This is a genomic window from Mycobacterium paraintracellulare (assembly GCF_000276825.1).
Lineage (GTDB): Bacteria > Actinomycetota > Actinomycetes > Mycobacteriales > Mycobacteriaceae > Mycobacterium > Mycobacterium intracellulare.
Map to the genome: position 1 here is coordinate 845,031 of NC_016948.1, position 19,673 is coordinate 864,703.

Annotated in this window: 20 protein-coding genes; 12 read left to right on the plus strand and 8 right to left on the minus strand. The window is 68.1% G+C overall.

Features of this window, described 5'->3' with window-relative positions; genetic code table 11:
* Nucleotides 1-28 precede the first annotated feature (28 nt).
* The 4 genes from OCQ_RS04245 to OCQ_RS04260 are packed head-to-tail and all read left to right on the plus strand — an operon-like array spanning nt 29 to nt 2,585.
* Nucleotides 29-472 carry an SRPBCC family protein gene (locus tag OCQ_RS04245; protein WP_009951796.1) on the plus strand — a complete coding sequence of 148 codons (444 nt, stop codon included), beginning with the start codon at nt 29-31 and terminating at the stop codon, nt 470-472.
* 5 nt (nt 473-477) lie between these two features.
* Entirely contained in the window at nt 478-1,557 is a 1,080-nt protein-coding gene (locus OCQ_RS04250; protein ID WP_014383875.1) for a CaiB/BaiF CoA transferase family protein, read from the plus strand.
* Between the two features lie 58 nt (nt 1,558-1,615).
* Nucleotides 1,616-2,071 (plus strand): SRPBCC family protein, encoded by a 456-nt coding sequence (locus OCQ_RS04255; protein ID WP_014379218.1) that lies wholly within the window; start codon nt 1,616-1,618, stop codon nt 2,069-2,071.
* Between the two features lie 58 nt (nt 2,072-2,129).
* Nucleotides 2,130-2,585, plus strand: coding sequence for an SRPBCC family protein (locus tag OCQ_RS04260; RefSeq protein WP_026071396.1), 456 nt, complete (start codon nt 2,130-2,132; stop codon nt 2,583-2,585).
* On the opposite strand, the gene OCQ_RS04265 is transcribed toward OCQ_RS04260, so the two are convergent.
* Entirely contained in the window at nt 2,578-3,759 is a 1,182-nt protein-coding gene (locus OCQ_RS04265; RefSeq protein ID WP_014379219.1) for a pyridoxal phosphate-dependent aminotransferase, read from the minus strand. The genes OCQ_RS04260 and OCQ_RS04265 overlap by 8 nt on opposite strands.
* A gap of 200 nt (nt 3,760-3,959) precedes the next feature.
* On the opposite strand from OCQ_RS04265, the gene OCQ_RS04270 reads away from it, so the two are divergent.
* Complete coding sequence (locus OCQ_RS04270; protein ID WP_009951789.1) at nt 3,960-5,171, plus strand: acetyl-CoA C-acetyltransferase; 1,212 nt, start codon at nt 3,960-3,962, stop codon at nt 5,169-5,171.
* Nucleotides 5,172-5,175: 4 nt separating this feature from the next.
* Nucleotides 5,176-7,320 carry a 3-hydroxyacyl-CoA dehydrogenase NAD-binding domain-containing protein gene (locus tag OCQ_RS04275; protein WP_014383877.1) on the plus strand — a complete coding sequence of 715 codons (2,145 nt, stop codon included), beginning with the start codon at nt 5,176-5,178 and terminating at the stop codon, nt 7,318-7,320.
* A 71-nt stretch (nt 7,321-7,391) separates the two neighbouring features.
* Here the strand turns inward: OCQ_RS04275 and OCQ_RS04280 are convergent, their stop codons facing one another.
* The 3 genes from OCQ_RS04280 to OCQ_RS04290 all read right to left on the minus strand — a co-directional run bounded on the left by OCQ_RS04280 (nt 7,392) and on the right by OCQ_RS04290 (nt 10,162).
* Nucleotides 7,392-7,997, minus strand: a complete 606-nt coding sequence (locus OCQ_RS04280) for a class I SAM-dependent methyltransferase (protein WP_014383878.1) — start codon at nt 7,995-7,997, stop codon at nt 7,392-7,394.
* A gap of 32 nt (nt 7,998-8,029) precedes the next feature.
* On the minus strand, nt 8,030-8,890 hold the full coding sequence (locus OCQ_RS04285) for an LLM class F420-dependent oxidoreductase (protein ID WP_009951786.1): 861 nt from the start codon (nt 8,888-8,890) through the stop codon (nt 8,030-8,032).
* A gap of 63 nt (nt 8,891-8,953) precedes the next feature.
* Nucleotides 8,954-10,162 carry an FAD-dependent monooxygenase gene (locus OCQ_RS04290; RefSeq protein WP_014383879.1) on the minus strand — a complete coding sequence of 403 codons (1,209 nt, stop codon included), beginning with the start codon at nt 10,160-10,162 and terminating at the stop codon, nt 8,954-8,956.
* Between the two features lie 81 nt (nt 10,163-10,243).
* Here OCQ_RS04290 and OCQ_RS04295 point away from each other — a divergent pair, with 81 nt between their 5' ends.
* Complete coding sequence (locus tag OCQ_RS04295) at nt 10,244-10,780, plus strand: TetR/AcrR family transcriptional regulator (RefSeq protein ID WP_009951783.1); 537 nt, start codon at nt 10,244-10,246, stop codon at nt 10,778-10,780.
* A gap of 27 nt (nt 10,781-10,807) precedes the next feature.
* The gene (locus tag OCQ_RS04300; protein ID WP_014383880.1) at nt 10,808-11,797 is read left to right on the plus strand and encodes an LLM class F420-dependent oxidoreductase; all 990 of its coding nucleotides are present in this window, start codon (nt 10,808-10,810) and stop codon (nt 11,795-11,797) included.
* Here the strand turns inward: OCQ_RS04300 and OCQ_RS04305 are convergent.
* Nucleotides 11,794-12,288 carry an anthrone oxygenase family protein gene (locus tag OCQ_RS04305; protein WP_014383881.1) on the minus strand — a complete coding sequence of 165 codons (495 nt, stop codon included), beginning with the start codon at nt 12,286-12,288 and terminating at the stop codon, nt 11,794-11,796. The genes OCQ_RS04300 and OCQ_RS04305 overlap by 4 nt on opposite strands.
* An 82-nt stretch (nt 12,289-12,370) precedes the next feature.
* On the opposite strand from OCQ_RS04305, the gene OCQ_RS04310 reads away from it, so the two are divergent.
* Nucleotides 12,371-13,303: an AraC family transcriptional regulator gene (locus OCQ_RS04310; protein WP_014383882.1), complete on the plus strand. Its 933-nt coding sequence runs from the start codon at nt 12,371-12,373 to the stop codon at nt 13,301-13,303.
* Nucleotides 13,304-13,317: 14 nt separating this feature from the next.
* Here OCQ_RS04310 and OCQ_RS04315 read toward each other — a convergent pair whose 3' ends face one another.
* A complete protein-coding gene (locus tag OCQ_RS04315; protein ID WP_008253825.1) occupies nt 13,318-13,611 on the minus strand; it encodes a putative quinol monooxygenase in 294 nt (97 codons plus the stop codon).
* Nucleotides 13,612-13,755: 144 nt separating this feature from the next.
* Here OCQ_RS04315 and OCQ_RS04320 point away from each other — a divergent pair, with 144 nt between their 5' ends.
* Both OCQ_RS04320 and OCQ_RS04325 read left to right on the plus strand, forming a co-directional pair.
* The gene (locus tag OCQ_RS04320; protein ID WP_009951778.1) at nt 13,756-14,172 is read left to right on the plus strand and encodes a Zn-ribbon domain-containing OB-fold protein; all 417 of its coding nucleotides are present in this window, start codon (nt 13,756-13,758) and stop codon (nt 14,170-14,172) included.
* A gap of 15 nt (nt 14,173-14,187) precedes the next feature.
* A complete protein-coding gene (locus tag OCQ_RS04325; RefSeq protein ID WP_014383883.1) occupies nt 14,188-15,333 on the plus strand; it encodes a thiolase family protein in 1,146 nt (381 codons plus the stop codon).
* 60 nt (nt 15,334-15,393) lie between these two features.
* On the opposite strand, the gene OCQ_RS04330 is transcribed toward OCQ_RS04325, so the two are convergent.
* Both OCQ_RS04330 and OCQ_RS04335 read right to left on the minus strand, forming a co-directional pair.
* Nucleotides 15,394-17,043 (minus strand): DNA repair helicase XPB, encoded by a 1,650-nt coding sequence (locus tag OCQ_RS04330; protein ID WP_014379227.1) that lies wholly within the window; start codon nt 17,041-17,043, stop codon nt 15,394-15,396.
* A gap of 54 nt (nt 17,044-17,097) precedes the next feature.
* On the minus strand, nt 17,098-19,356 hold the full coding sequence (locus OCQ_RS04335; protein ID WP_014383884.1) for a helicase-associated domain-containing protein: 2,259 nt from the start codon (nt 19,354-19,356) through the stop codon (nt 17,098-17,100).
* 109 nt (nt 19,357-19,465) lie between these two features.
* Between OCQ_RS04335 and OCQ_RS04340 the strand changes: the two genes are divergently transcribed.
* Nucleotides 19,466-19,666, plus strand: coding sequence for a hypothetical protein (locus tag OCQ_RS04340; RefSeq protein WP_008253834.1), 201 nt, complete (start codon nt 19,466-19,468; stop codon nt 19,664-19,666).
* Nucleotides 19,667-19,673: the final 7 nt, after the last annotated feature.

The window sequence follows — 19,673 nt, forward strand, 5'->3', positions numbered from 1 at the left end:
GGGACGCCGGGCCAGTATCGTGCGGGCCATGGCACTCAAAGAATCCCGCGACATCGTGATCGAAGCCAGTCCCGAGGAGATTCTGGACGTCATCGCCGATTTCGAATCGATGCCCGAATGGTCGGAACCGCACCAGAGCGCGGAGGTCCTCGAGACCGGCGACGACGGGCGGCCCCGCCAAGTCAGGATGAGGGTCAAGGTCGCCGGGATCACCGACGAACAGGTGGTCGCCTACACCTGGGCGGACAACGCCGTGAGTTGGACGCTGGTGAGTTCCTCGCAGCAGAAGGCGCAGGACGGGAAGTACACCCTGATACCGCAGGGCGACAAGACCCTGGTGAAGTTCGAGCTGCTGGCGGACCCGAACGTGCCGCTGCCCGGCTTCGTGCTGAAGCGTGCCGTGAAGGGGACGATCGACTCCGCCACCAAGGCCCTGCGCGAGCGGGTGCTCACGGTCAAGAAGGGCAAGTAGTCACGGTGGGCGGCGGCCCGCTGGCCGGGGTGCGGGTCATCGAACTCGGCGGCATCGGACCGGGGCCGCACGCGGGAATGCTGCTGGCGGACCTGGGCGCCGACGTGGTGCGGGTGCGGCGGCCGTCGGGCGGCCTCGAAATGCCGGCCGAGGGCCGGGACTTGTTGCATCGCGGCAAGCGGATCGTCGACCTCGACGTCAAGACGCAACCGCAGGCCCTGCTCGAGCTGACCGCCAAGGCCGACGTGTTGCTGGACTGCTTTCGCCCCGGCACGTGCGAGCGGCTCGGAATCGGTCCCGACGACTGCGCGGCGGCCAATCCGCGCCTGATCTTCGCGCGGATCACCGGCTGGGGGCAGGACGGGCCGCTGGCGCGCACGGCGGGTCACGACATCAACTACCTGTCGCAGACCGGCGCGCTCTCGGCGCTCGGCTACGCCGACCGTCCGCCGATTCCGCCGCTGAACCTGGTCGCCGACTTCGGTGGCGGCTCGATGCTGGTGGTGTTCGGCATCGCCGTCGCCCTCTACGAACGGGAACGGTCGGGCAAGGGTCAGGTCATCGACGCGGCGATGGTCGACGGGGTGAGTCTGTTGGCCCAGATGATGTGGACGATGAAGTCCACTGGCGCACTGCGCGACCGACGCCAATCCTTCCTGCTCGACGGCGGCGCCCCGTTCTACGGCTGCTACGAGACCGCCGCCGGAGGATACGTGGCCGTCGGCGCCATCGAGCCGCAATTCTTCGCGGCGTTGCTCGCCGGGCTCGGCCTGTCACCCGAGGACGTGCCCGGCCAGCTCGACAAGGATTCCTACCCACGGATGCGCGAGATCTTCACGAAACGGTTCGCGAGCCGAACCCGCGACGAATGGGCGCGCACGTTCGCCGGCACCGATGCGTGCGTCACCCCGGTGCTGACATGGACCGAAGCCGCGACCGACGACCACCTGCGGACGCGGTCCACCGTCATCACCGCCCACGGCGTCGACCAGGCCGCACCCGCCCCGCGCTTTTCGCGAACACCCACCGGGCCGGTCGAGCCACCCCCGGCGGCGACGACACCGCTTGACGAAATCAACTGGTAGGCCATCGATTACGACGAACCGATCCATGCCCGGGCCGGCGTTGCTAAATTTGATCCCAGTGGCCGTAAAAGCATCTCGCGAATTTGTCGTCAACGCGCCGCCAGAAGTGGTCATGGAGGCGCTGACAGATGTCGGCGTCCTCTCGTCCTGGTCACCGCTGCACAAGAACATCGAGGTGATCGACCGGTATCCCGACGGCCGGCCCCACCACGTCAAGACCACCATCAAGATCCTGGGGCTCGTCGACAAGGAGATCCTGGAATATCACTGGGGCCCGGACTGGGTCTGCTACGACGCCAAAGGAACCTCCCAGCAGCACGGTCAGCACGTCGAATACAACCTCAAACCCGAAGGCGTCGGCCAGACCCGAGTGCGCTTCGACATCACCGTCGAACCGGGCCGGCCCATGCCCGCGTTCATCGTCCGGCGGGCCAGCGAAAGCGCCCTCGACGGGGCGGAAAAGGGATTGCGCGAAATGGTGATGCGCGGCACCCGTCCCGCGGAGCCCGAATAGCCGGCGTCTGTGGTTTTCGGCCCTCGCCGGCCGCGGCGCTGTAGTTAACTTGTTAGCAGTGGCTGTACAAGCATCGTCGGAAATCGTGATCGATGCGCCTCCGGAGGTCATCATGGAGGCGCTCGCCGATATGGACGCGGTGCCGTCATGGTCGTCGGTGCACAAGCGGGTCGAGGTCATCGACAAGCACCCCGACGGGCGACCGCACCACGTGAAGGTCACGATCGCGGTGACCGGCATCCACGACACCGAACTGCTCGAATACCACTGGGGGCCCGACTGGATGGTGTGGGACGCCCACAAGACGGCCCAGCAACACGGCCAGCACGGGGAGTACAACCTGAGCCGGCTGGGCGACGACCGGACGAGGGTGCGGTTCACCATCACCGTCGAACCGTGGGCCCCGCTGCCGGAGTTCTGGGTCGCGCGGGCCCGCAAGAAGATCCTGCACTCCGCGCTGGAGGGCTTGCGCAAGCGGGTGATGGGGCCTCGGGGCTTCGGCCCGGCTAGGTAGCGTCGCGCAGTGCGGCCAGTCGCTTGATCGCCTCATCGAGCGTGTCGTCGCGTTTACAGAAGGTGAAGCGCACCAAGTGATTCCACACGTCGGCCGGCCCGCGTGCCGTGTCCGGGTCGCAGAAGGCCGACATCGGGATGGCGGCGACCCCCACCTTTTCGGGTAGCGCCGCGCAGAACGCGGCGCTGTCGTCGTAGCCCAGCGGGCGGGGATCGGCGCACAAGAAGTACGTGCCGGCGCTGTCGTGCACCTCGAACCCGACGTCGATCAGCCCGGCGGCCAGCCGATCGCGCCTGGCCTGCAACGTGGCGCGCAGGTCGTCCACCCAGGCGCCCTCCTGCTCGAGCGCCAAGGCCACGGCCGGCTGGAACGGCGCGCCGCCGACATAGCTCAGATACTGTTTGGCCGCACGCATCCCGGCGATGAGTTGCGCTGGGCCGCAAGCCCATCCGATCTTCCAGCCGGTGCAGTTGAACATCTTGGCCGCGCTGGAGATCGTGATGGTCCGCTCGGCCATGCCGTCGAAGCCGGCCAGCGGCACGTGTTGGCGCCCGTCGAACACCAGGTGTTCGTACACCTCATCGGTGATCACCAACAGGTCGGCCGCGACGGCGATCTCGGCGATGGTGGCCAGCTCGGCCGCGCTGAGCACCGTGCCGGTCGGGTTGTGCGGCGAGTTGACGATCAGCGCGCGGGTCCGTGGCGTCACCGCCCGGCGCAGCGCGTCGGCGTCCAGGGCGAAGCCGCGACCGTGGGGGACCAGCGGCACGGCGACCCGCCGCGCGGAGGCCATCGCCACCACGGGCGAGTAGGAGTCGTAGAACGGCTCGATGAGCAGGACCTCCGAGCCGGGTTCGATCAGGCCGATCACCGCCGAGGCGATGGCCTCGGTCGCCCCGACCGTCACCAGCACCTCGGTGTCGGGGTCGTACTCGATGCCGTACTGGCGGTGGCGCTGGGCGGCGATCGCGTATCGCAGCGGCGCGATGCCGATCCCCGGCGGGTACTGGTTGACGCCGTCGGCGATGGCCTCCTGGGCGGCCTTCAGCATGGCCGGCGGCCCGTCCTCGTCGGGAAACCCCTGGCCGAGGTTCACCGCTCCGATCCGCGCAGCCAGCGCCGACATCTCGGCGAACACCGTGGTCGCGTACGGGCGCAGTCGCGAGACCGTCATGGTCGTCGAGCTTAACTTCCTGCGCCCAGCGTGACTGCACCGTCACGTTCGGCGCCGAACGTGACTGTCGCGTCACGCTCGAGGCTCTGACCAGCGCCAACCTGCTCAACCAACAGGTTGGCCGGGCCTGCTGTTAGGGTGGTGCGGGACCTAGTCCTGAAGACGGGATTCGAACCCTATTCGCGAACAAGGAAGTCGTCATGTCCGAAGAAGCTTTCATTTATGAGGCCATCCGCACACCGCGGGGCAAGCAGCGTAACGGCTCGCTCAACGAGGTAAAGCCGCTCAACCTGGTCGTCGGCCTGGTCGACGAGCTCCGGCGGCGTTTCCCCGACCTGGACGAGAACCTGATCAGCGACATGATCCTCGGCGTCGTGTCCCCGGTCGGCGACCAGGGCGGCGACATCGCCCGCACCGCGGTGCTGGCCGCGGGCCTGCCCGAGACCACCGGGGGTGTGCAGCTCAACCGGTTCTGCGCCTCCGGTCTGGAGGCCGTCAACACCGCCGCTCAGAAGGTTCGTTCCGGCTGGGACGACCTGGTGCTGGCCGGCGGCGTCGAGTCGATGAGCCGCGTCCCGATGGGCTCCGACGGCGGCGCCTGGGCGACCGACCCCGAGACCAACTACCAGATCGGCTTCGTGCCGCAGGGCATCGGCGCCGACCTGATCGCCACCATCGAGGGCTTCTCCCGCGACGACGTCGACGCCTACGCGCTGCGCAGCCAGCAGAAGGCCGCCGCGGCGTGGTCGGGCGGCTACTTCGCCAAGTCGGTCGTGCCGGTGCGCGACCAGAACGGCCTGGTCATCCTCGACCACGACGAGCACATGCGCCCCGACACCACGCTCGAGGGCCTGGGCAAGCTCAAGACCGCGTTCGACGGCATCGGCGAGATGGGCGGCTTCGACGACGTCGCGCTCACCAAGTACCACTGGGTCGAAAAGATCAACCACGTCCACACCGGTGGCAACAGCTCGGGCATCGTCGACGGCGCCGCGCTGGTGCTGGTCGGTTCGGAGGCCGCCGGCAAGTCGCAGGGCCTGACGCCGCGGGCCCGCATCGTGGCCACGGCGACCAGCGGCTCGGACCCGGTCATCATGCTGACCGGCCCGACCCCGGCCACGCGCAAGGTCCTCGACCGCGCGGGCCTGACGATCGACGACATCGACCTGTTCGAGCTCAACGAGGCGTTCGCGTCGGTGGTGCTGAAGTTCCAGAAGGACCTCAACATTCCCGACGAGAAGCTCAACGTCAACGGCGGCGCCATCGCGATGGGCCACCCGCTGGGCGCCACCGGCGCCATGATCACCGGCACCATGGTCGACGAGCTCGAGCGCCGCAACGCGCGTCGCGCCCTGATCACGCTGTGCATCGGCGGCGGCATGGGTGTCGCCACCATCATCGAGAGGGTTTAAGACCATGGCAGAGAACACCATTGCGTGGGATGAGGACGCCGACGGCATCGTCACCCTGACGCTTGACGACCCCACCGGGTCGGCCAACGTGATGAACGAGCACTACAGCGAGTCCATGCACAACGCTGTGGAACGCCTTGCCGCCGAGAAGGATTCGATCACCGGCGTGGTGATCACCAGCGCGAAGAAGACCTTCTTCGCCGGTGGTGACCTGAAGGGCATGATCAACCTCGGCCCCGAGAACGCCGGCGAGGCGTTCGACACCGTCGAGTCGGTCAAGCGCGACCTGCGTGCGCTGGAGACCCTGGGCAAGCCGGTGGTGGCCGCCATCAACGGCGCCGCACTGGGCGGCGGCCTGGAGATCGCGCTGGCCTGCCACCACCGGATCGCCGCCGACGTCAAGGGCAGCGTCCTCGGTCTGCCCGAGGTGACGCTGGGCCTGCTGCCGGGCGGCGGCGGGGTGACCCGCACCGTGCGGATGTTCGGCATCCAGAAGGCATTCATGGAGGTGTTGAGCCAGGGCACCCGCTTCAAGCCGGCCAAGGCCAAGGAGATCGGCCTGGTCGACGAGCTCGTCGGCTCGGTCGACGAACTGGTGCCCGCCGCCAAGGCGTGGATCAAGGCCAACCCCGATTCGCACGAACAGCCCTGGGACAAAAAGGGTTACAAGATGCCCGGCGGCACCCCGTCCAGCCCCGCGCTGGCCGGCATCCTGCCGTCGTTCCCGGCGCTGCTCAAGAAGCAACTCAAGGGCGCCCCGATGCCGGCGCCGCGGGCCATCCTGGACGCGGCCGTCGAGGGCGCGCAGGTGGACTTCGACACGGCCAGCCGCATCGAAAGCCGTTACTTCACCCAGCTGGTCACCGGCCAGGTCGCCAAGAACATGATCCAGGCGTTCTTCTTCGACCTGCAGCACATCAACGGCGGCGGTTCGCGCCCCGACGGCATCGAGCCGGTCAAGATCAACAAGATCGGTGTGCTGGGCGCGGGCATGATGGGCGCCGGCATCGCCTACGTGTCGGCCAAGGCCGGCTTCGACGTGGTGCTCAAGGACGTCGACATCGAGGCCGCCCAGAAGGGCAAGGGTTACTCGGAAAAGCTTGAGGCCAAGGCACTTCAGCGTGGCAAGACCACCGAGGAGAAGAGCAAGGCGCTGCTGGACCGCATCACGCCGACTGCCGACCCCGCCGAGCTGGCGGGCGTCGACTTCGTGATCGAGGCGGTGTTCGAGAACCAGGAACTCAAGCACAAGGTGTTCCAGGAGATCGAGGACATCGTCGAACCCAACGCGCTGCTCGGGTCGAACACCTCAACCCTGCCGATCACCGGTCTGGCGACCGGCGTCAAGCGGCAGGAGGACTTCATCGGAATCCACTTCTTCTCGCCGGTCGACAAGATGCCGCTGGTGGAAATCATCAAGGGCGAGAAGACTTCCGACGAGGCCCTGGCCCGGGTGTTCGACTACACGCTGGCGATCGGCAAGACGCCGATCGTGGTCAACGACAGCCGCGGGTTTTTCACCAGCCGCGTGATCGGCACGTTCGTGAACGAGGCGCTGGCGATGCTCGGCGAGGGCGTGGCCCCGGCCAGCATCGAGCACGCCGGTTCGCAGGCCGGCTACCCGGCGCCGCCGCTGCAGCTGTCCGACGAGCTCAACCTGGAGCTGATGCACAAGATCGCCGCGGCCACCCGCAAGGGCGTCGAGGACGCGGGCGGCACCTACGAGCCGCACCCGGCCGAGGCCGTCGTCGACAAGATGATCGAAATCGGACGGCCCAGCCGCTTGAAGGGCGCCGGCTTCTACGAGTACGTGGACGGCAAGCGGACCCGCCTGTGGCCCGGCCTGCAGGAGACGTTCAAGTCGGGCAGCGCGGAGATTCCGTTGCAGGACATGATCGATCGCATGCTGTTCGCCGAGGCGCTCGAGACGCAGAAGTGTCTGGACGAGGGCGTGCTGACCTCGACCGCCGACGCCAACATCGGCTCGATCATGGGCATCGGCTTCCCGCCGTACACCGGTGGTAGCGCACAGTTCATCGTCGGTTACTCCGGTGCCGGCGGCACGGGCAAGGATGCGTTCGTGGCCCGCGCCAAGGAACTGGCGGCCAAGTACGGCGAGCGGTTCCTGCCGCCGAAGTCACTGAGTTAAGTCCTGCCACGAGCGGACGTAAAAACCCTCGCACGCACGGCGTGTCGGGGGTTTTTACGTCCGCTCGCCGGTCAGGTGCGCCGTTGGAACAGGTAGTACCGAGCCGGGGTCTTCTCGGCGCGGTCCAGTTCGCGTTCCGCGCCCGCGGACAGCAACGTCCAGTTGGGAGTGAAGCGCCGTTCCATCTCGGCGTGGTCGATGCCGCGCACCCCGACGCGGCCGCCGGGCACGAACGCGATGATGAGCAGCCGGGCATGCGGGGCCGCCACGGCGCTGACCTCGCGGACGTAGGCGTCGCGATCCGCGTCGCTCATGTTGTGCAGGCAGGCGTTGTCGACGATCAGCTCGAAGTTCGCGCCGATTCCGGCCCGGCTCAGCTGGGTGACGTCGGCCTGGACGAAGTCGACGGCCGCGCCGGCCTTGGTGGCCTTGGCCCGCGCCCGCTCCAGGGGTTTGGCCACGAAATCCACCGCGGTGACGCGCCAGCCGTGCTGAGCGAGGTAGATCGAGCAGTCACCGGTACCGCATCCGAGTTCGAGGGCGGACCCGGCGGCAAGCGGGGCCGTGTCGCCGGTTCCCTCGACCAGGTCCCGCACACTGCGGGCCAGCGGGTGACCGTCCCATGGGGTGAAACCGATGCGGTAGAAGATCCGAAACAGCATCTGTTTGGAAGCCATAGCTCACCCTATGCCGCGCGGCGGATCACCTGCTATCGGCAGGCGGCGGCGATTCGGCGCCATTCCTCGCGCGGGAAGGCTCTCGGATCGGCCCGCAACACCTGGACGCAGACGTGATCGGCGCCGGCGGAACGATGTTCGGCGACCCTGCCCATGATGGCGTCTTCGTCACCCCAGGCGATGATCGCGTTGAACAGTCGATCGCTCACCTGCGCCACATCGTCTTCGGAGAAGCCGCTGCGCAGCAGGTTGTTCGCGTAGTTGGGCAACGCCAAATAGGACCGCAGCCACTCGGTTCCGATCTGACGCGCCTCGTCGGCGCTGTCGGTCAGGATGACCGTCTGCTCCGGCAGGAGCAGGGGGCCCTGGCCCAAAGTCGAACGGGCAGAAGCGGTGTGGTCGGGGGTGACCAGGTAGGGGTGGGCGCCCGCGGCGCGGCTCGCGGACAGCTTCAGCATCTTCGGTCCGAGCGCGGCAAGAACCCGGCGCCCGGTGGGAACCGGCCGCGGCGCGGCGTCCAACCCGTCCAGGAACGACGCCGTGGCCGCGAGCGGTTTGCGGTAGCGTCCGGGCTGGCCGGCGTCGATCAGCGGTGCGTGGCTGACGCCGATTCCGAGCAGGAAGCGGTCGCCGTGCTCAGCGGTGAGCGTCGCATAGGATTCGGCGACGTCGCCGGGCCCATGCATCCATAGATTCAGGATGCCGGTGGCGATCACGGTCCGCTTGGTCGCGGCGAGCAGATGACCGACCGAGTCGAACACCGGCCCACCGACGTCGGGAATCCACAGCGCGGGGAAGCCGAGTTCATCGAGTTCGGCTGCGGCGTCGGCGGATTCGGCCGGGTCGCCGTAGCGCAGTTGACTGCTCCAGATCCCAACACCGGTCAGTTCCATCTGAGGCCTTCCCTTCGTGGCACGCGCGCGGCCGCTCGGGTCCGCGGCCTACTGGACATGCTGTCAGACGTCGCTTCCGGCGTAGTCGGGGACCGGCATCGAGTCGTGCATGCGGACGCCCTTGGTGTTCAGCTTGGCCAGCGACCGGGACAGCGACCCCGGCATCGCCGAGATCAGTTGGGCTCCACGGGTTAACGCCCAGACTCCGGCGCGGGAACCGGGGATGATGCCCTTGGCCGCGCCGCGGGCGAAGGACCGGCTGCGATGCACCGGTTCGCGCATCTGCAGTTCGTAGGCGGCGAAGGCGCGCAGGTGGTCGCCGTCGGCGCGGGCGAGTTCTCCGGCGAGCACGTAGGCGCCGAGGACGGCGAGGCTGGTGCTGCCGCCCACCGCCGGCCCGGGGCAGTATCCGGCATCGCCGACCAGGGTGACGCGGCGGCGCGACCACCTGTCCGTGCGGAGCTGGGTGATGGAGTCGAAGTAGAAGGTGGGCGTGCGCTCGATTTCGGCCAGCCAGCCGTCCACCTGGTCATGCATCCCGGTGAACGCGTCGCGCAGTAACTCCTTCTGCCGCAACACATCGCGGTGGTCGTAGTCGGGTTCTTCCCGGCGGCGAAACAGAAACACCACCCGCGCGTCGTCCAGGTGGTCCGCAGTGTAGATACCGGCGAAGCGGCCGACGCCGACGTGGCCGACCATCTCGCCGGCCCGCACCAGCGCCTTGGGCGCCGACAGCACCGACAGGTATCCCCCGAGGAAGCGCGTCAGGCCGGCTTCCTCGCCGAAGGTCAGGCGCCGAACGTTGGAGTGCAGGCCGTCGGCGCCGACGATGACGTCGAAGGTGCGTGCCTCGGAGCGCTCGAACGCCACGGTGCCGTCGTGCTCGATCTCGGTGATCGAGTCGCCGAACAGGTACTCGACGTCGTCGCGGGCGGCGTCGTAGTAGATCTCGCTGAGGTCGTCGCGCATGATCTCCACGTGCCGGTCGGAGCCGGCGGCGTAGATCTTGGTGAGGTCGATGTCGGTGGCCCGCGGCCGGCCTTCTCGGTACAGCGCCAGGCGGGTGGTTCCGGTGGCCAGGGCCTCGATGCGGGGCAGGACGCCCATCTTCGCCGAGATCTCCATCGCCGGACGGAACAAGTCGACGGCGTGGCCGCCGGTTTTGCGCAGCGTCGGGGCGCGCTCGACGACGGTGACGTCGAAGCCGTAGCGGGACAGCCAGTGCGCCAGCACCGGGCCGGCGACGCTGGCGCCGGAAATGAGTATCCGCACGATCCACCTCCCGCACTTACTTAACGTTCGGTAAGCATAGCATCCCACTTACCGATCGGTAAGTCAGATAAACTCGGGCGGGTGAGCAGGCCCCGGTCAGACACGCGCGAGCGGATTCAGGAGGTCGCTCGCGAGCTGTTTTTGCAGCGCGGCGTGCAGCGCACCAGCCTGCAGGACATCGCCAACCAGCTGGGCATCACCAAACCCGCGCTGTACTACCACTTTCCGTCACGCGAGGACCTGGTGCGCAGCATCCTGGTGCCGCTGATCGACGAGGGCGAGCGGTTCGTCGCCGACCACGAGGGCCGCGGCGCCGTCGATGTTCGCGAGTTGTTGGAGGGCTATTTCGATTTCCACTACCGGCACCGCCGGGACCTGGTGCTGTTGCTGACCGAGTTGTCGACGCTGATCGACCTGGACCTCATCGACACCGTGCTGGCGTGGCGAGAGCGGTTGGCGCGGCTGGTGTTCGGTGAGACGCCGACGCTCGCACAGTCCACCCGCGCGGTCGTCGCGTTCGGCGGCTTGCAGGACTGCTGCGTGCAGTTCGTCGACGCGCCGCAGGAGGAACTGCGCGAGAAGTCGGTCGCGGCCGCGTTCGACGCGCTGAATGGCTGAATAGTGGCGGGGCTAAAGTCCGTTGGTATGCGCTTCGGTCTCTTCATTCCGCAAGGCTGGCGGATGGATCTGGTCGGCATCGAACCCGACAAACACTGGGCGGTGATGCGCGATCTGGCCGATCACGCGGACCGCGGCCGGTGGGACTCGTTGTGGGTCTACGACCACTTCCACACCGTCCCGGTGCCCACCGGGGAAGCCACCCACGAGGCGTGGTCGCTCATGTCCGCGTACGCGGCCACCACGTCGCGCATCAAGCTCGGCCAGATGTGCACGGCCATGAGCTACCGCAACCCGGTCTACCTCGCCAAGGTGGCCGCGACGGCCGACATCATCTCCGGTGGCCGGATTCAGATGGGGATCGGCGGCGGCTGGTACGAACATGAATGGCGCGCTTACGGTTACGGATTCCCGTCGGCGGGCGTCCGGTTGGGTCGCCTCGACGAAGGCGTCCAGATCATGCGCGACGCCTGGCGCGACGGCAAGGTCAGCTTCGACGGCAAGCACTACCAGGTGGACGGCGCGATCGTCGCCCCTAAGCCACTGCAGGACAACGGGATTCCGCTGTGGATCGCCGGCGGCGGCGAGAAGGTGACCTTGCGTATCGCCGCCCGGTACGCGCAGTACACCAACTTCACGCCCGAGCCGGCCGCGTTCGCCCACAAGTCGCAGGTGCTGGCCGGGCACTGCCGCGAAGTGGGCACCGACTTCGACGCCATCGTGCGTTCGGTCAACGTCAACGCCGTCGTCGGCCCGTCGGAGGCCGACGTCAAAGACCGGCTGCAACGGGTCCGCGGACGCATGGCCGATTACGTCGGGGAGGCCGCCGCGGACGCGATGATCGCCGGCACCAGCGGGCCGGACTCGGCCACCGGCACGCCGGAACAGGTCGTCGAGCGTCTGACGAAGCTCCGAGATCTCGGATGCGACTACGCCATCTGCTATTTCCCCGAGGCCGCCTACGACCGTTCCGGCATCGAGCTGTTCGAACGAGAGGTCATTCCCGCACTGAGCTAGCGGCAGCGCAGCCCGACCAGCATCAGTGCGGCGCCGAGGAACGCGGTGACGGTGCGGACATGGTTCCATGCCGTCCACGTGGAGAAGTACGTCTGCCATTCGCGCGCGGCGTCGGCGGCCGACAGCCCCACCGGGTCTACGCCGTCGAGACGGTTGTTCAGCGGCACGTTGAACACCACCGTGATGATCGCGGCGAGGATCGCGAAAACCGCTCCCGCCAACAGCCACCAGCTGCCGGGTTGGGGCAACTGCGTCACCGCAACGACGCCGACCGCCAAGGCGAGGATCGCCGCACCAAAATACGCGAGCAGAAACGCGGGACTGGAATTCGCTGCGACGTTGATACCGCGCATCGCGGCAATCGCCTCGCGCGAATCGATGCCATTCAGGCCGCGCATCACGAATGTGGAGAACACGTACATCATTCCGCCGGCGGCGGCGCCGACGATCGTGGCGATGGAGGTCAGGATGACAACCGGACTTGCGTTCATGGCCTGAAGTCAACCGCGGGCCGGCTGAGACCATCCATCGCTATCCGTCCCGATTACATATGCGCCCGTCTACGATCCGGTTGTGGACGCCGTGGTGGGATTGCTCGACGGCGTTCGGGCGCGCGGGGCATTTGTGTTGCGCATGATGATGGACCCGCCGTGGTCGCTGCGCATCCAGGACGACGCGCCGCTGGCGATCATCTGCCAGACGCATGGCAGCGCCGTCATCGTCGGCGACGACAGCGGCACCGATTGGCTACGTCCCGGGGACATTGCGCTCACCCGCGGCACCCAGCATTACGTCTTCGCGGACGACCCGGGGACCGCCCCGACGGCGGTGATCCATCCGGGTCAACGGTGCACCACGCAGACCGGGGACGACTTGCACTTCGAAATGTCGTTGGGCGTGCGGACGTGGGGTAACAGTCCCTCGGGTGCGACCCGCTCCATCGTCTGCGCGTACGAGGGACGCAGCGAGGTCAGCGCCCGGTTGCTCGACGCGCTGCCCGCCGTGCTGGTGTTGCGCGCGGACGAATGGGACAGTCCGCTGGTTCCGCTGTTGGCCAGCGAGGCCGGCCGTGGCGGCCCCGGCCAAGAGGCGTATCTGGATCGGCTGCTCGACTTGCTGCTCATCGGGGTGCTGCGCATCTGGTTCGACAACGACGTCAACGCGCCCGCCTGGTGGCACGCCGAACGCGACGCGGTGGTGGGGCCGGCCTTGAAGCTGATCTACAGCAACCCCGCGCACCCCTGGACCGTCGCGAATCTCGCTGCGGCAGTTGGCGCGTCACGCGCAGCGTTCGCCCGCCGGTTCACCGAGCAGGTGGGCGAGCCGCCGATCGCTTTCCTGACCGGTTGGCGGCTTGCGTTGGCCGCCGATCTGCTGCGGTCCAGCCAGGCGACCATCGCCGCCGTCGCCCGAGAGGTCGGCTACGCCACCCCGTTCGCGTTGAGTACCGCCTTCAAACGCGCCTACGGGGTGAGCCCGAATACCCACCGCGCCGGCGCGGGCTGATCGGCCGGCGCGAGCTACACGTCGCTGGTGAGATACCTGGTCTTGGCCGGGGGCGCGGCCAGCAGCGGGGGAAGCTGCGTCAGCTTGCCCTCGCCCGCGCGGAACGCGCGGTAAGCCTCGTCGTGCTCGACCGTCTCCCAAATTTCGTAAATCAGCCAGTGCGCTTCATCGTCTTCGTCGACGAGCACGTCGGTGCGGACATTCCCGTCGAACGCGCGGGTGTCCTGCAGCGCCCGGCCCATCAGCTCGCGCCCCGCGGCGACCTCGTCGGGCTTGAACCTGAGCTCGAGTATCACGGTGACCGTCATGGCGCCAACATATCTTCCCCGCGCCCGACGCCAGTCCTCGCCCATTGCGCGGAGGCGAGAATGCGGTTTCCACTTTTCGGAAAGCTGTTATACGGTTCAGTGAGTTCTGTTGGCGGATTGTCGACGTTCCTGGAGGACCCCCCGATGCAGAAGGCACTTGCCCCGGAGATCTCTACCTGGCCCGATGAGAGCCCGCAGCTCATCGGCAGCCGATGCGGCAGCTGCGAGGCGACCACCTTCCCGGTGCAGCAGTGGTGCCCGCGCTGCAGCGGTGGCGAGATGTCCGACGTGCTGTTGCCCCGGCGCGGAACGCTGGTGGCGTGGACGACCCAGGGCTTTCCCCCTGGAGCCCCTTACATCGGCCCGGCCGGTAAGGACTTCGTGCCCTTCGGAGTGGGACTGGTCCAGCTCGGTGATGTGATCCGGGTCGAAGGCCGCCTGACCGAGAACGACCCGGCCAAGTTGAAGTTCGGCCAGGAAGTCGAACTCACCATGGTGCCGTTCGCCACCGACGACGAGGGCGCCGAAATCATCACCTTCGCGTTCCAGCCCGTCGCCTGAGTCAGGAGGATCGAGATGACCAACGACGTCGCCATCATCGGCGTGGGCCTGCACCCGTTCGGCAGGTTCGACAAGACGGCGATGCAGATGGGCGCCGAGGCCGTCCAGCTCGCGCTCAAAGACGCCGGAGTGGACTGGAAAGACATCCAATTCGGATTCGGCGGCAGCTACGAGGTCTCCAACCCCGACGCCGTGACCCGCCTGGTCGGCCTGACCGGCATCACGTTCACCAACGTGTTCAACGCCTGCGCCACCGCGGCCAGCGCCATCCAGCAGACCGCCGACACCATCCGGTTGGGCAAGTACGACATCGGTATTGCCATCGGCCTCGACAAGCATCCGCGCGGTGCCTTCACCGACGACCCCGCCAAGCTGGCGCTGCCGCAGTGGTACGCCAACAACGGGCAGTTCGTCACCACCAAGTTCTTCGGCATGAAGGCCAACAAGTACATCCACGACCACAACATCTCCCAGGAGACGCTGGCGCGGGTGGCCAACAAGAACTTCCGCAACGGTGCGCTGAACCCGAATGCCTTCCGGCGCAAGGAGATCTCCGTCGAGGAGATCCTCGCCTCGCCCGCGCTGAACTACCCGTTGACGCAGTACATGTTCTGCGCGCCCGACGAGGGGGCGGCCGCGGTCATCATGTGTCGCGCCGACATGGCCGAGAAATTCACCGACAAGCCGGTCTATGTGCGCGCCTGCGAGATTCGCACCCGGCGCTTCGGCGCCTACGAGGTGCACGCCACGTCGGCGCCGCTGGACGAGGACGCGTCACCGACCGTGTACGCGGCCAAGGCCGCCTACGAGGCGGCCGGCATCGGACCCGAAGACGTCGACGTCGCGCAGTTGCAGGACACCGACGCCGGCGCCGAGGTGATCCACATGGCCGAGACCGGATTGTGCGCGGACGGCGAACAGGAGAAGCTGCTGGCCGACGGCGCCACCGAGATCCACGGCTCGATTCCCGTCAACACCGACGGCGGGCTGATCGCCAACGGCGAGCCGATCGGTGCGTCGGGGCTGCGGCAGATGCACGAACTGGTGCGCCAGTTGCGCGGCGAGGCGGGGGAGCGTCAGGTCCCCGGCGATCCGCGCGTCGGCCTGGCCCAGGTGTACGGCGCGCCCGGCACCGCCTCGGCGACCATCCTGTCTCGGTAGCGCCGCCAGACACAAAAGCCCCCGAAACAACGGAGTTTCGGGGGCTTTTGCGTTCGCTCGCTAGATGGCCGGACCCAGGAGGTCGTCGGCGTCGCGGATGATGTAGCCGTAACCCTGCTCGGCCAGGAAACGCTGCCGGTGGGCGGCGTATTCGGCGTCCAGGCTGTCGCGCGCCACCACGGAATAGAAGATGGCGCCGCCGCCGTCGGCCTTGGGCCGCAGCAACCGGCCCAGCCGCTGCGCCTCTTCCTGGCGCGAGCCGAAGGTTCCCGAAACCTGCACGGCCACCGCGGCTTCCGGCAAGTCGATGGAGAAGTTGGCGACCTTGGAAACCACCAGCGTGTTCACCTCGCCGCGGCGGAAGCCGTCGAACAGCTCCTCGCGTTCCTTGGTCCGCGTGGAGCCCTGGATCACCGGGGCGCCCAGCTCGGCGCCCAGCTCGTCGAGCTGATCGAGGTACGCGCCGATCACCAGGGTCTGCTCACCCGGATGCTTCGCCAGAATCGATTTGACCACAGCGATTTTGGTGTGCACCGTCGAGCACAGCTTGTAGCGCTCTTCGGGCTCGGCGGTGGCGTACATCATCCGCTCGTTGTCGGTCATGGTGACCCGCACCTCGACGCACTCCGCCGGTGCGATCCACCCCTGCGCCTCGATGTCCTTCCACGGCGCGTCATAGCGTTTCGGGCCGATCAGGGAGAACACGTCGCCCTCGCGGCCGTCCTCGCGGACCAGCGTGGCGGTCAGCCCCAGGCGCCGCTTGGATTGCAGATCGGCGGTCATCCGAAACACCGGCGCCGGCAACAAGTGGACCTCGTCGTAGATGATCAGCCCCCAGTCGCGGCTGTCGAAGAGCTCGAGGTGGCGGTACTCGCCCTTGGTGCGGCGAGTGATCATCTGGTACGTCGAGATGGTCACCGGCCGAATCTCCTTGCGCTCACCGGAGTATTCGCCGATCTCGTCCTCGGTGAGCGAGGTGCGGGCGATCAGCTCACGCTTCCACTGCCGCGCCGCGACGATGTTGGTGACCAAAATCAGCGTTGTCGCACCGGCTTTCGCCATCGCGGCGGCGCCCACCAAGGTCTTGCCGGCGCCACAGGGAAGCACCACCACGCCGGAGCCACCCGACCAGAACGAGTCGGTGGCCATCTGCTGGTAGTCGCGCAGGTGCCAGCCGTCCTGGGCCAGGCTGATCGGATGCGCCTCGCCGTCGACGTAGCCAGCGAGATCCTCTGCGGGCCAACCGATCTTGAGTAGCATTTGCTTGACCCGGCCGCGCTCGCTCGGGTGGACGATGACCGTGTCGTCGTCGATCCGGGCGCCGAGCATCGGGGCGATCTTCTTGTTGCGCAACACTTCCTCGAGCACCGCGCGGTCCAGGCTCACCAGCGTCAGGCCGTGCGCCGGGTTTTTCACCAGCTGTAAGCGGCCGTAGCGGGCCATGGTGTCGACGATGTCGACCAGCAGCGGCTGCGGCACCGCGTAGCGGGAGAAGGAGACCAGCGCGTCGACGACCTGTTCGGCGTCGTGCCCGGCGGCGCGGGCGTTCCACAGTGCCAGCGGTGTGATGCGGTAGGTGTGCACGTGCTCGGGTGCGCGTTCCAGCTCGGCGAACGGCGCGATCGCGGCCCGCGCCGCGCCGGCCTGTTCGTGCTCCACCTCGAGCAGCACCGTCTTGTCTGACTGCACGATCAACGGTCCGTCAGACATAGATGGCGCCACTCCTCATCGCTTCGCCCTGCATAAGCTCCGGCATGCCGTCCATTATCGGCCCGAGCCCGACACCACCGACGTGATGCGGTGGATGGCGAAGTCGCGCAGCCTGCCCGATGCCGAATCAAAGGCCACCAGCTGACCGCCCCGGACGGTGATCGGCGACACGACGCGCTGGGTGGCCACGCCGGCCGCGTCTAGATAACCGATCACCAGGGTGTCTTGTTCCCGGGCGGCGCGCTGCAACAGCGTCATGGTGGCCGCCGGATCGACGCGAACGTTGCCGAACGGTGCGGCGGTGACCTTGCGCAGCACCGCGACCACCGCGTGGAGACTGTCGCTGTTGGGACGGCGCAGCGGGCGATAGGGACGGCGTTGTTGCGGTGTGGCCACCCGGGCGCCCCGGGGCCGGACGTCGACGATGGCGCCGGTCGAGTCCTCGGCCGCCGGAGCGAAGCCCGCGGCTCGCAGCGCGGCGAGCACCTCGCCGATCGGCGCCGGCGACACCGCCACCGTGGGGGCCAGGGCGCGCAACTGCACCTCTTCGGTCGCGGGAGCGGCCACGGCCTGGGCCAGCAGCGCCGGATCCTCGCACCGCACGAACGCCGCGGCCATGCCGATCCGCAGCTGCCCGTGCCTGCGCGCGACGTCGTCGATGAGATAGGTAAGCCCTTGGGGCACTGGCGTTTTGGAGTGCTTGGCGAACAGGGCATGCATCCAGTCGCTGGTCTTGCCGACGTCGAGCGCATGCCGGATCGACTGCTCGCTGACGCGGTACACCATCGCCGTGCCCGCCGATTCGACGGTGGCCACGGTGGCGAGTTGCTCGGCCAGGTCGCGCTGCAGCGGACCCGGCACGACAACCGTCAGGTCCGCCTGCACCAGGAAGTGATCGACCGGTTCGGGCAGCGCCCTGGTCATGGCGTCGATCGCGGCCTGCGGATCGTTGTCCTCGTCCAGCAGCGCCCGGCCGGGCGTGCTGATCGCCCCGCGCCCCACCAGCCCCATGGCGTGGCCTTCGGCGAGCAGATCCCCGACGGGCCCCGGCTGTAACCGCTTGGCCCACCGCGGACGCCGCCAGATCAGCGCGGCCGATGCTTCCGCCGCGTCGACGCCGGCCCCGGGCGGGAGCCCGGACAGCATGCCGAGCAACAGGCGGCGATCCAGCGGCGCGGCGGTGGAATACAGGGCATCGGTAAGGGCCCCATAGGGTTTGGCGTCGGGACCGCGCGTGCCGATCAGCGCCGGCCGGCTGGGCAGGTCGAGCCAGCTGCTGGCCAACAGGCGCCAACGCTCGGCGGCGGACAGCGCGGCGAACCGATCGGTGGCGACCGTCGGCGCCCAGTACGGTGCCTCGCCGGCCGCCGGTTCGGGGTCGGGCATGCCGCTGGCGATCAACCCGGCCGCGGCGGCGACTTCGAGGATCAAACCCAGCCGTGACTCGTCGATCCCGGTCACCTTGCTCAGCCGCTTGACGTCCCGGATTCCCAGGCCCCCGCTGCGCAACTCGGAAACCGGTGCGGCGGAAAGCGTTTCGAGCAGAACGTCGAGCTCCCGCAGCAGGTCGATGGCGGCTCCGGCGGCCGTCGCGTCGACGTCGTCGGCGGTGGTGGTCGACACCACCGGGTTCGGCGCGGTCAGTTGCATCGGGCCGGGCCGCTCGCCGCGCAGCACCTGTCCCACGTGGCGGGGCAGGATCACGGTCTCGGCGTCGATGCGCCGCAACAGGCCCATGGCCAGCAGCTGGGGCACCGGGCGGTCCGCCGCCGCGCCCGGCGCCGCGTCGCGGGTGCGGCCCATCGGGGAGCCTTCGAGAAGTTTCTCCAGCACCTCGAGCTGCGCCCGGTCGAGGTCGTCGATCAGGGCCGCGATCTGCTCGGCGTCGCGCGAGGTGTCCTCGAGCATGACCTGCCCCGGATGCCACGGCATTCCCGTCCCGGCGTCGGGGGCGACCCGCAGCGCGGTCTCGCCCCAGACCAGGACGCGTTGCCGGAGGTCGTCGACCGCGTCGAGGACGTCGCCTTCGGGGGCGCGATCACCGATCAGCGCCAGCAGCTTCGCGGTCGGCACCGGTTCCGCGTCGGCCCGCAGCACCAGCAGCGCGTCGAGCACCGCCAGCCGCAGGAAGTCGAGGTCGTCGGTGGCGGCCTTGATCGACTGGCGGGCCTGGGCTCGGGCCGCCAGTGCGGCGATGCTGCCGGGCGGGGGCTGGGCGAGGTCCCGCCGCAATTCCAGCAGTCGGATCAGGCGCTCATCGGACAACTCGGCCAGCCACGACCCCAGCGGGATATCCGGGGTGTTGTCGGTCATCGCTGACCAGCGTAAAGCAGGTCGTGGATGCCGAGCAGATCGCGAAGGGGCGGCGCGAACCTACGGTCTTGCGCCACGCGCTCCTGGGTCACCTGTCAGAATGGACCTCGTGGCTGACACTGCTGAGGGCAAAGCTCGCAAAACCAAGTACGTCGACAACGGCTGGCCGACGACGGACCCCGACGACCACGCGGTCAGTGAACTCGTCACCGACCGGACGGGTGCGCTGTCGCCCTTCGGCGAGCTGACGTTCCCGCTGCCCTCCACCGAGCTGCCCTACCTGCACCCGGTCACCGTCGTCAATCGGTAGGTCTTTC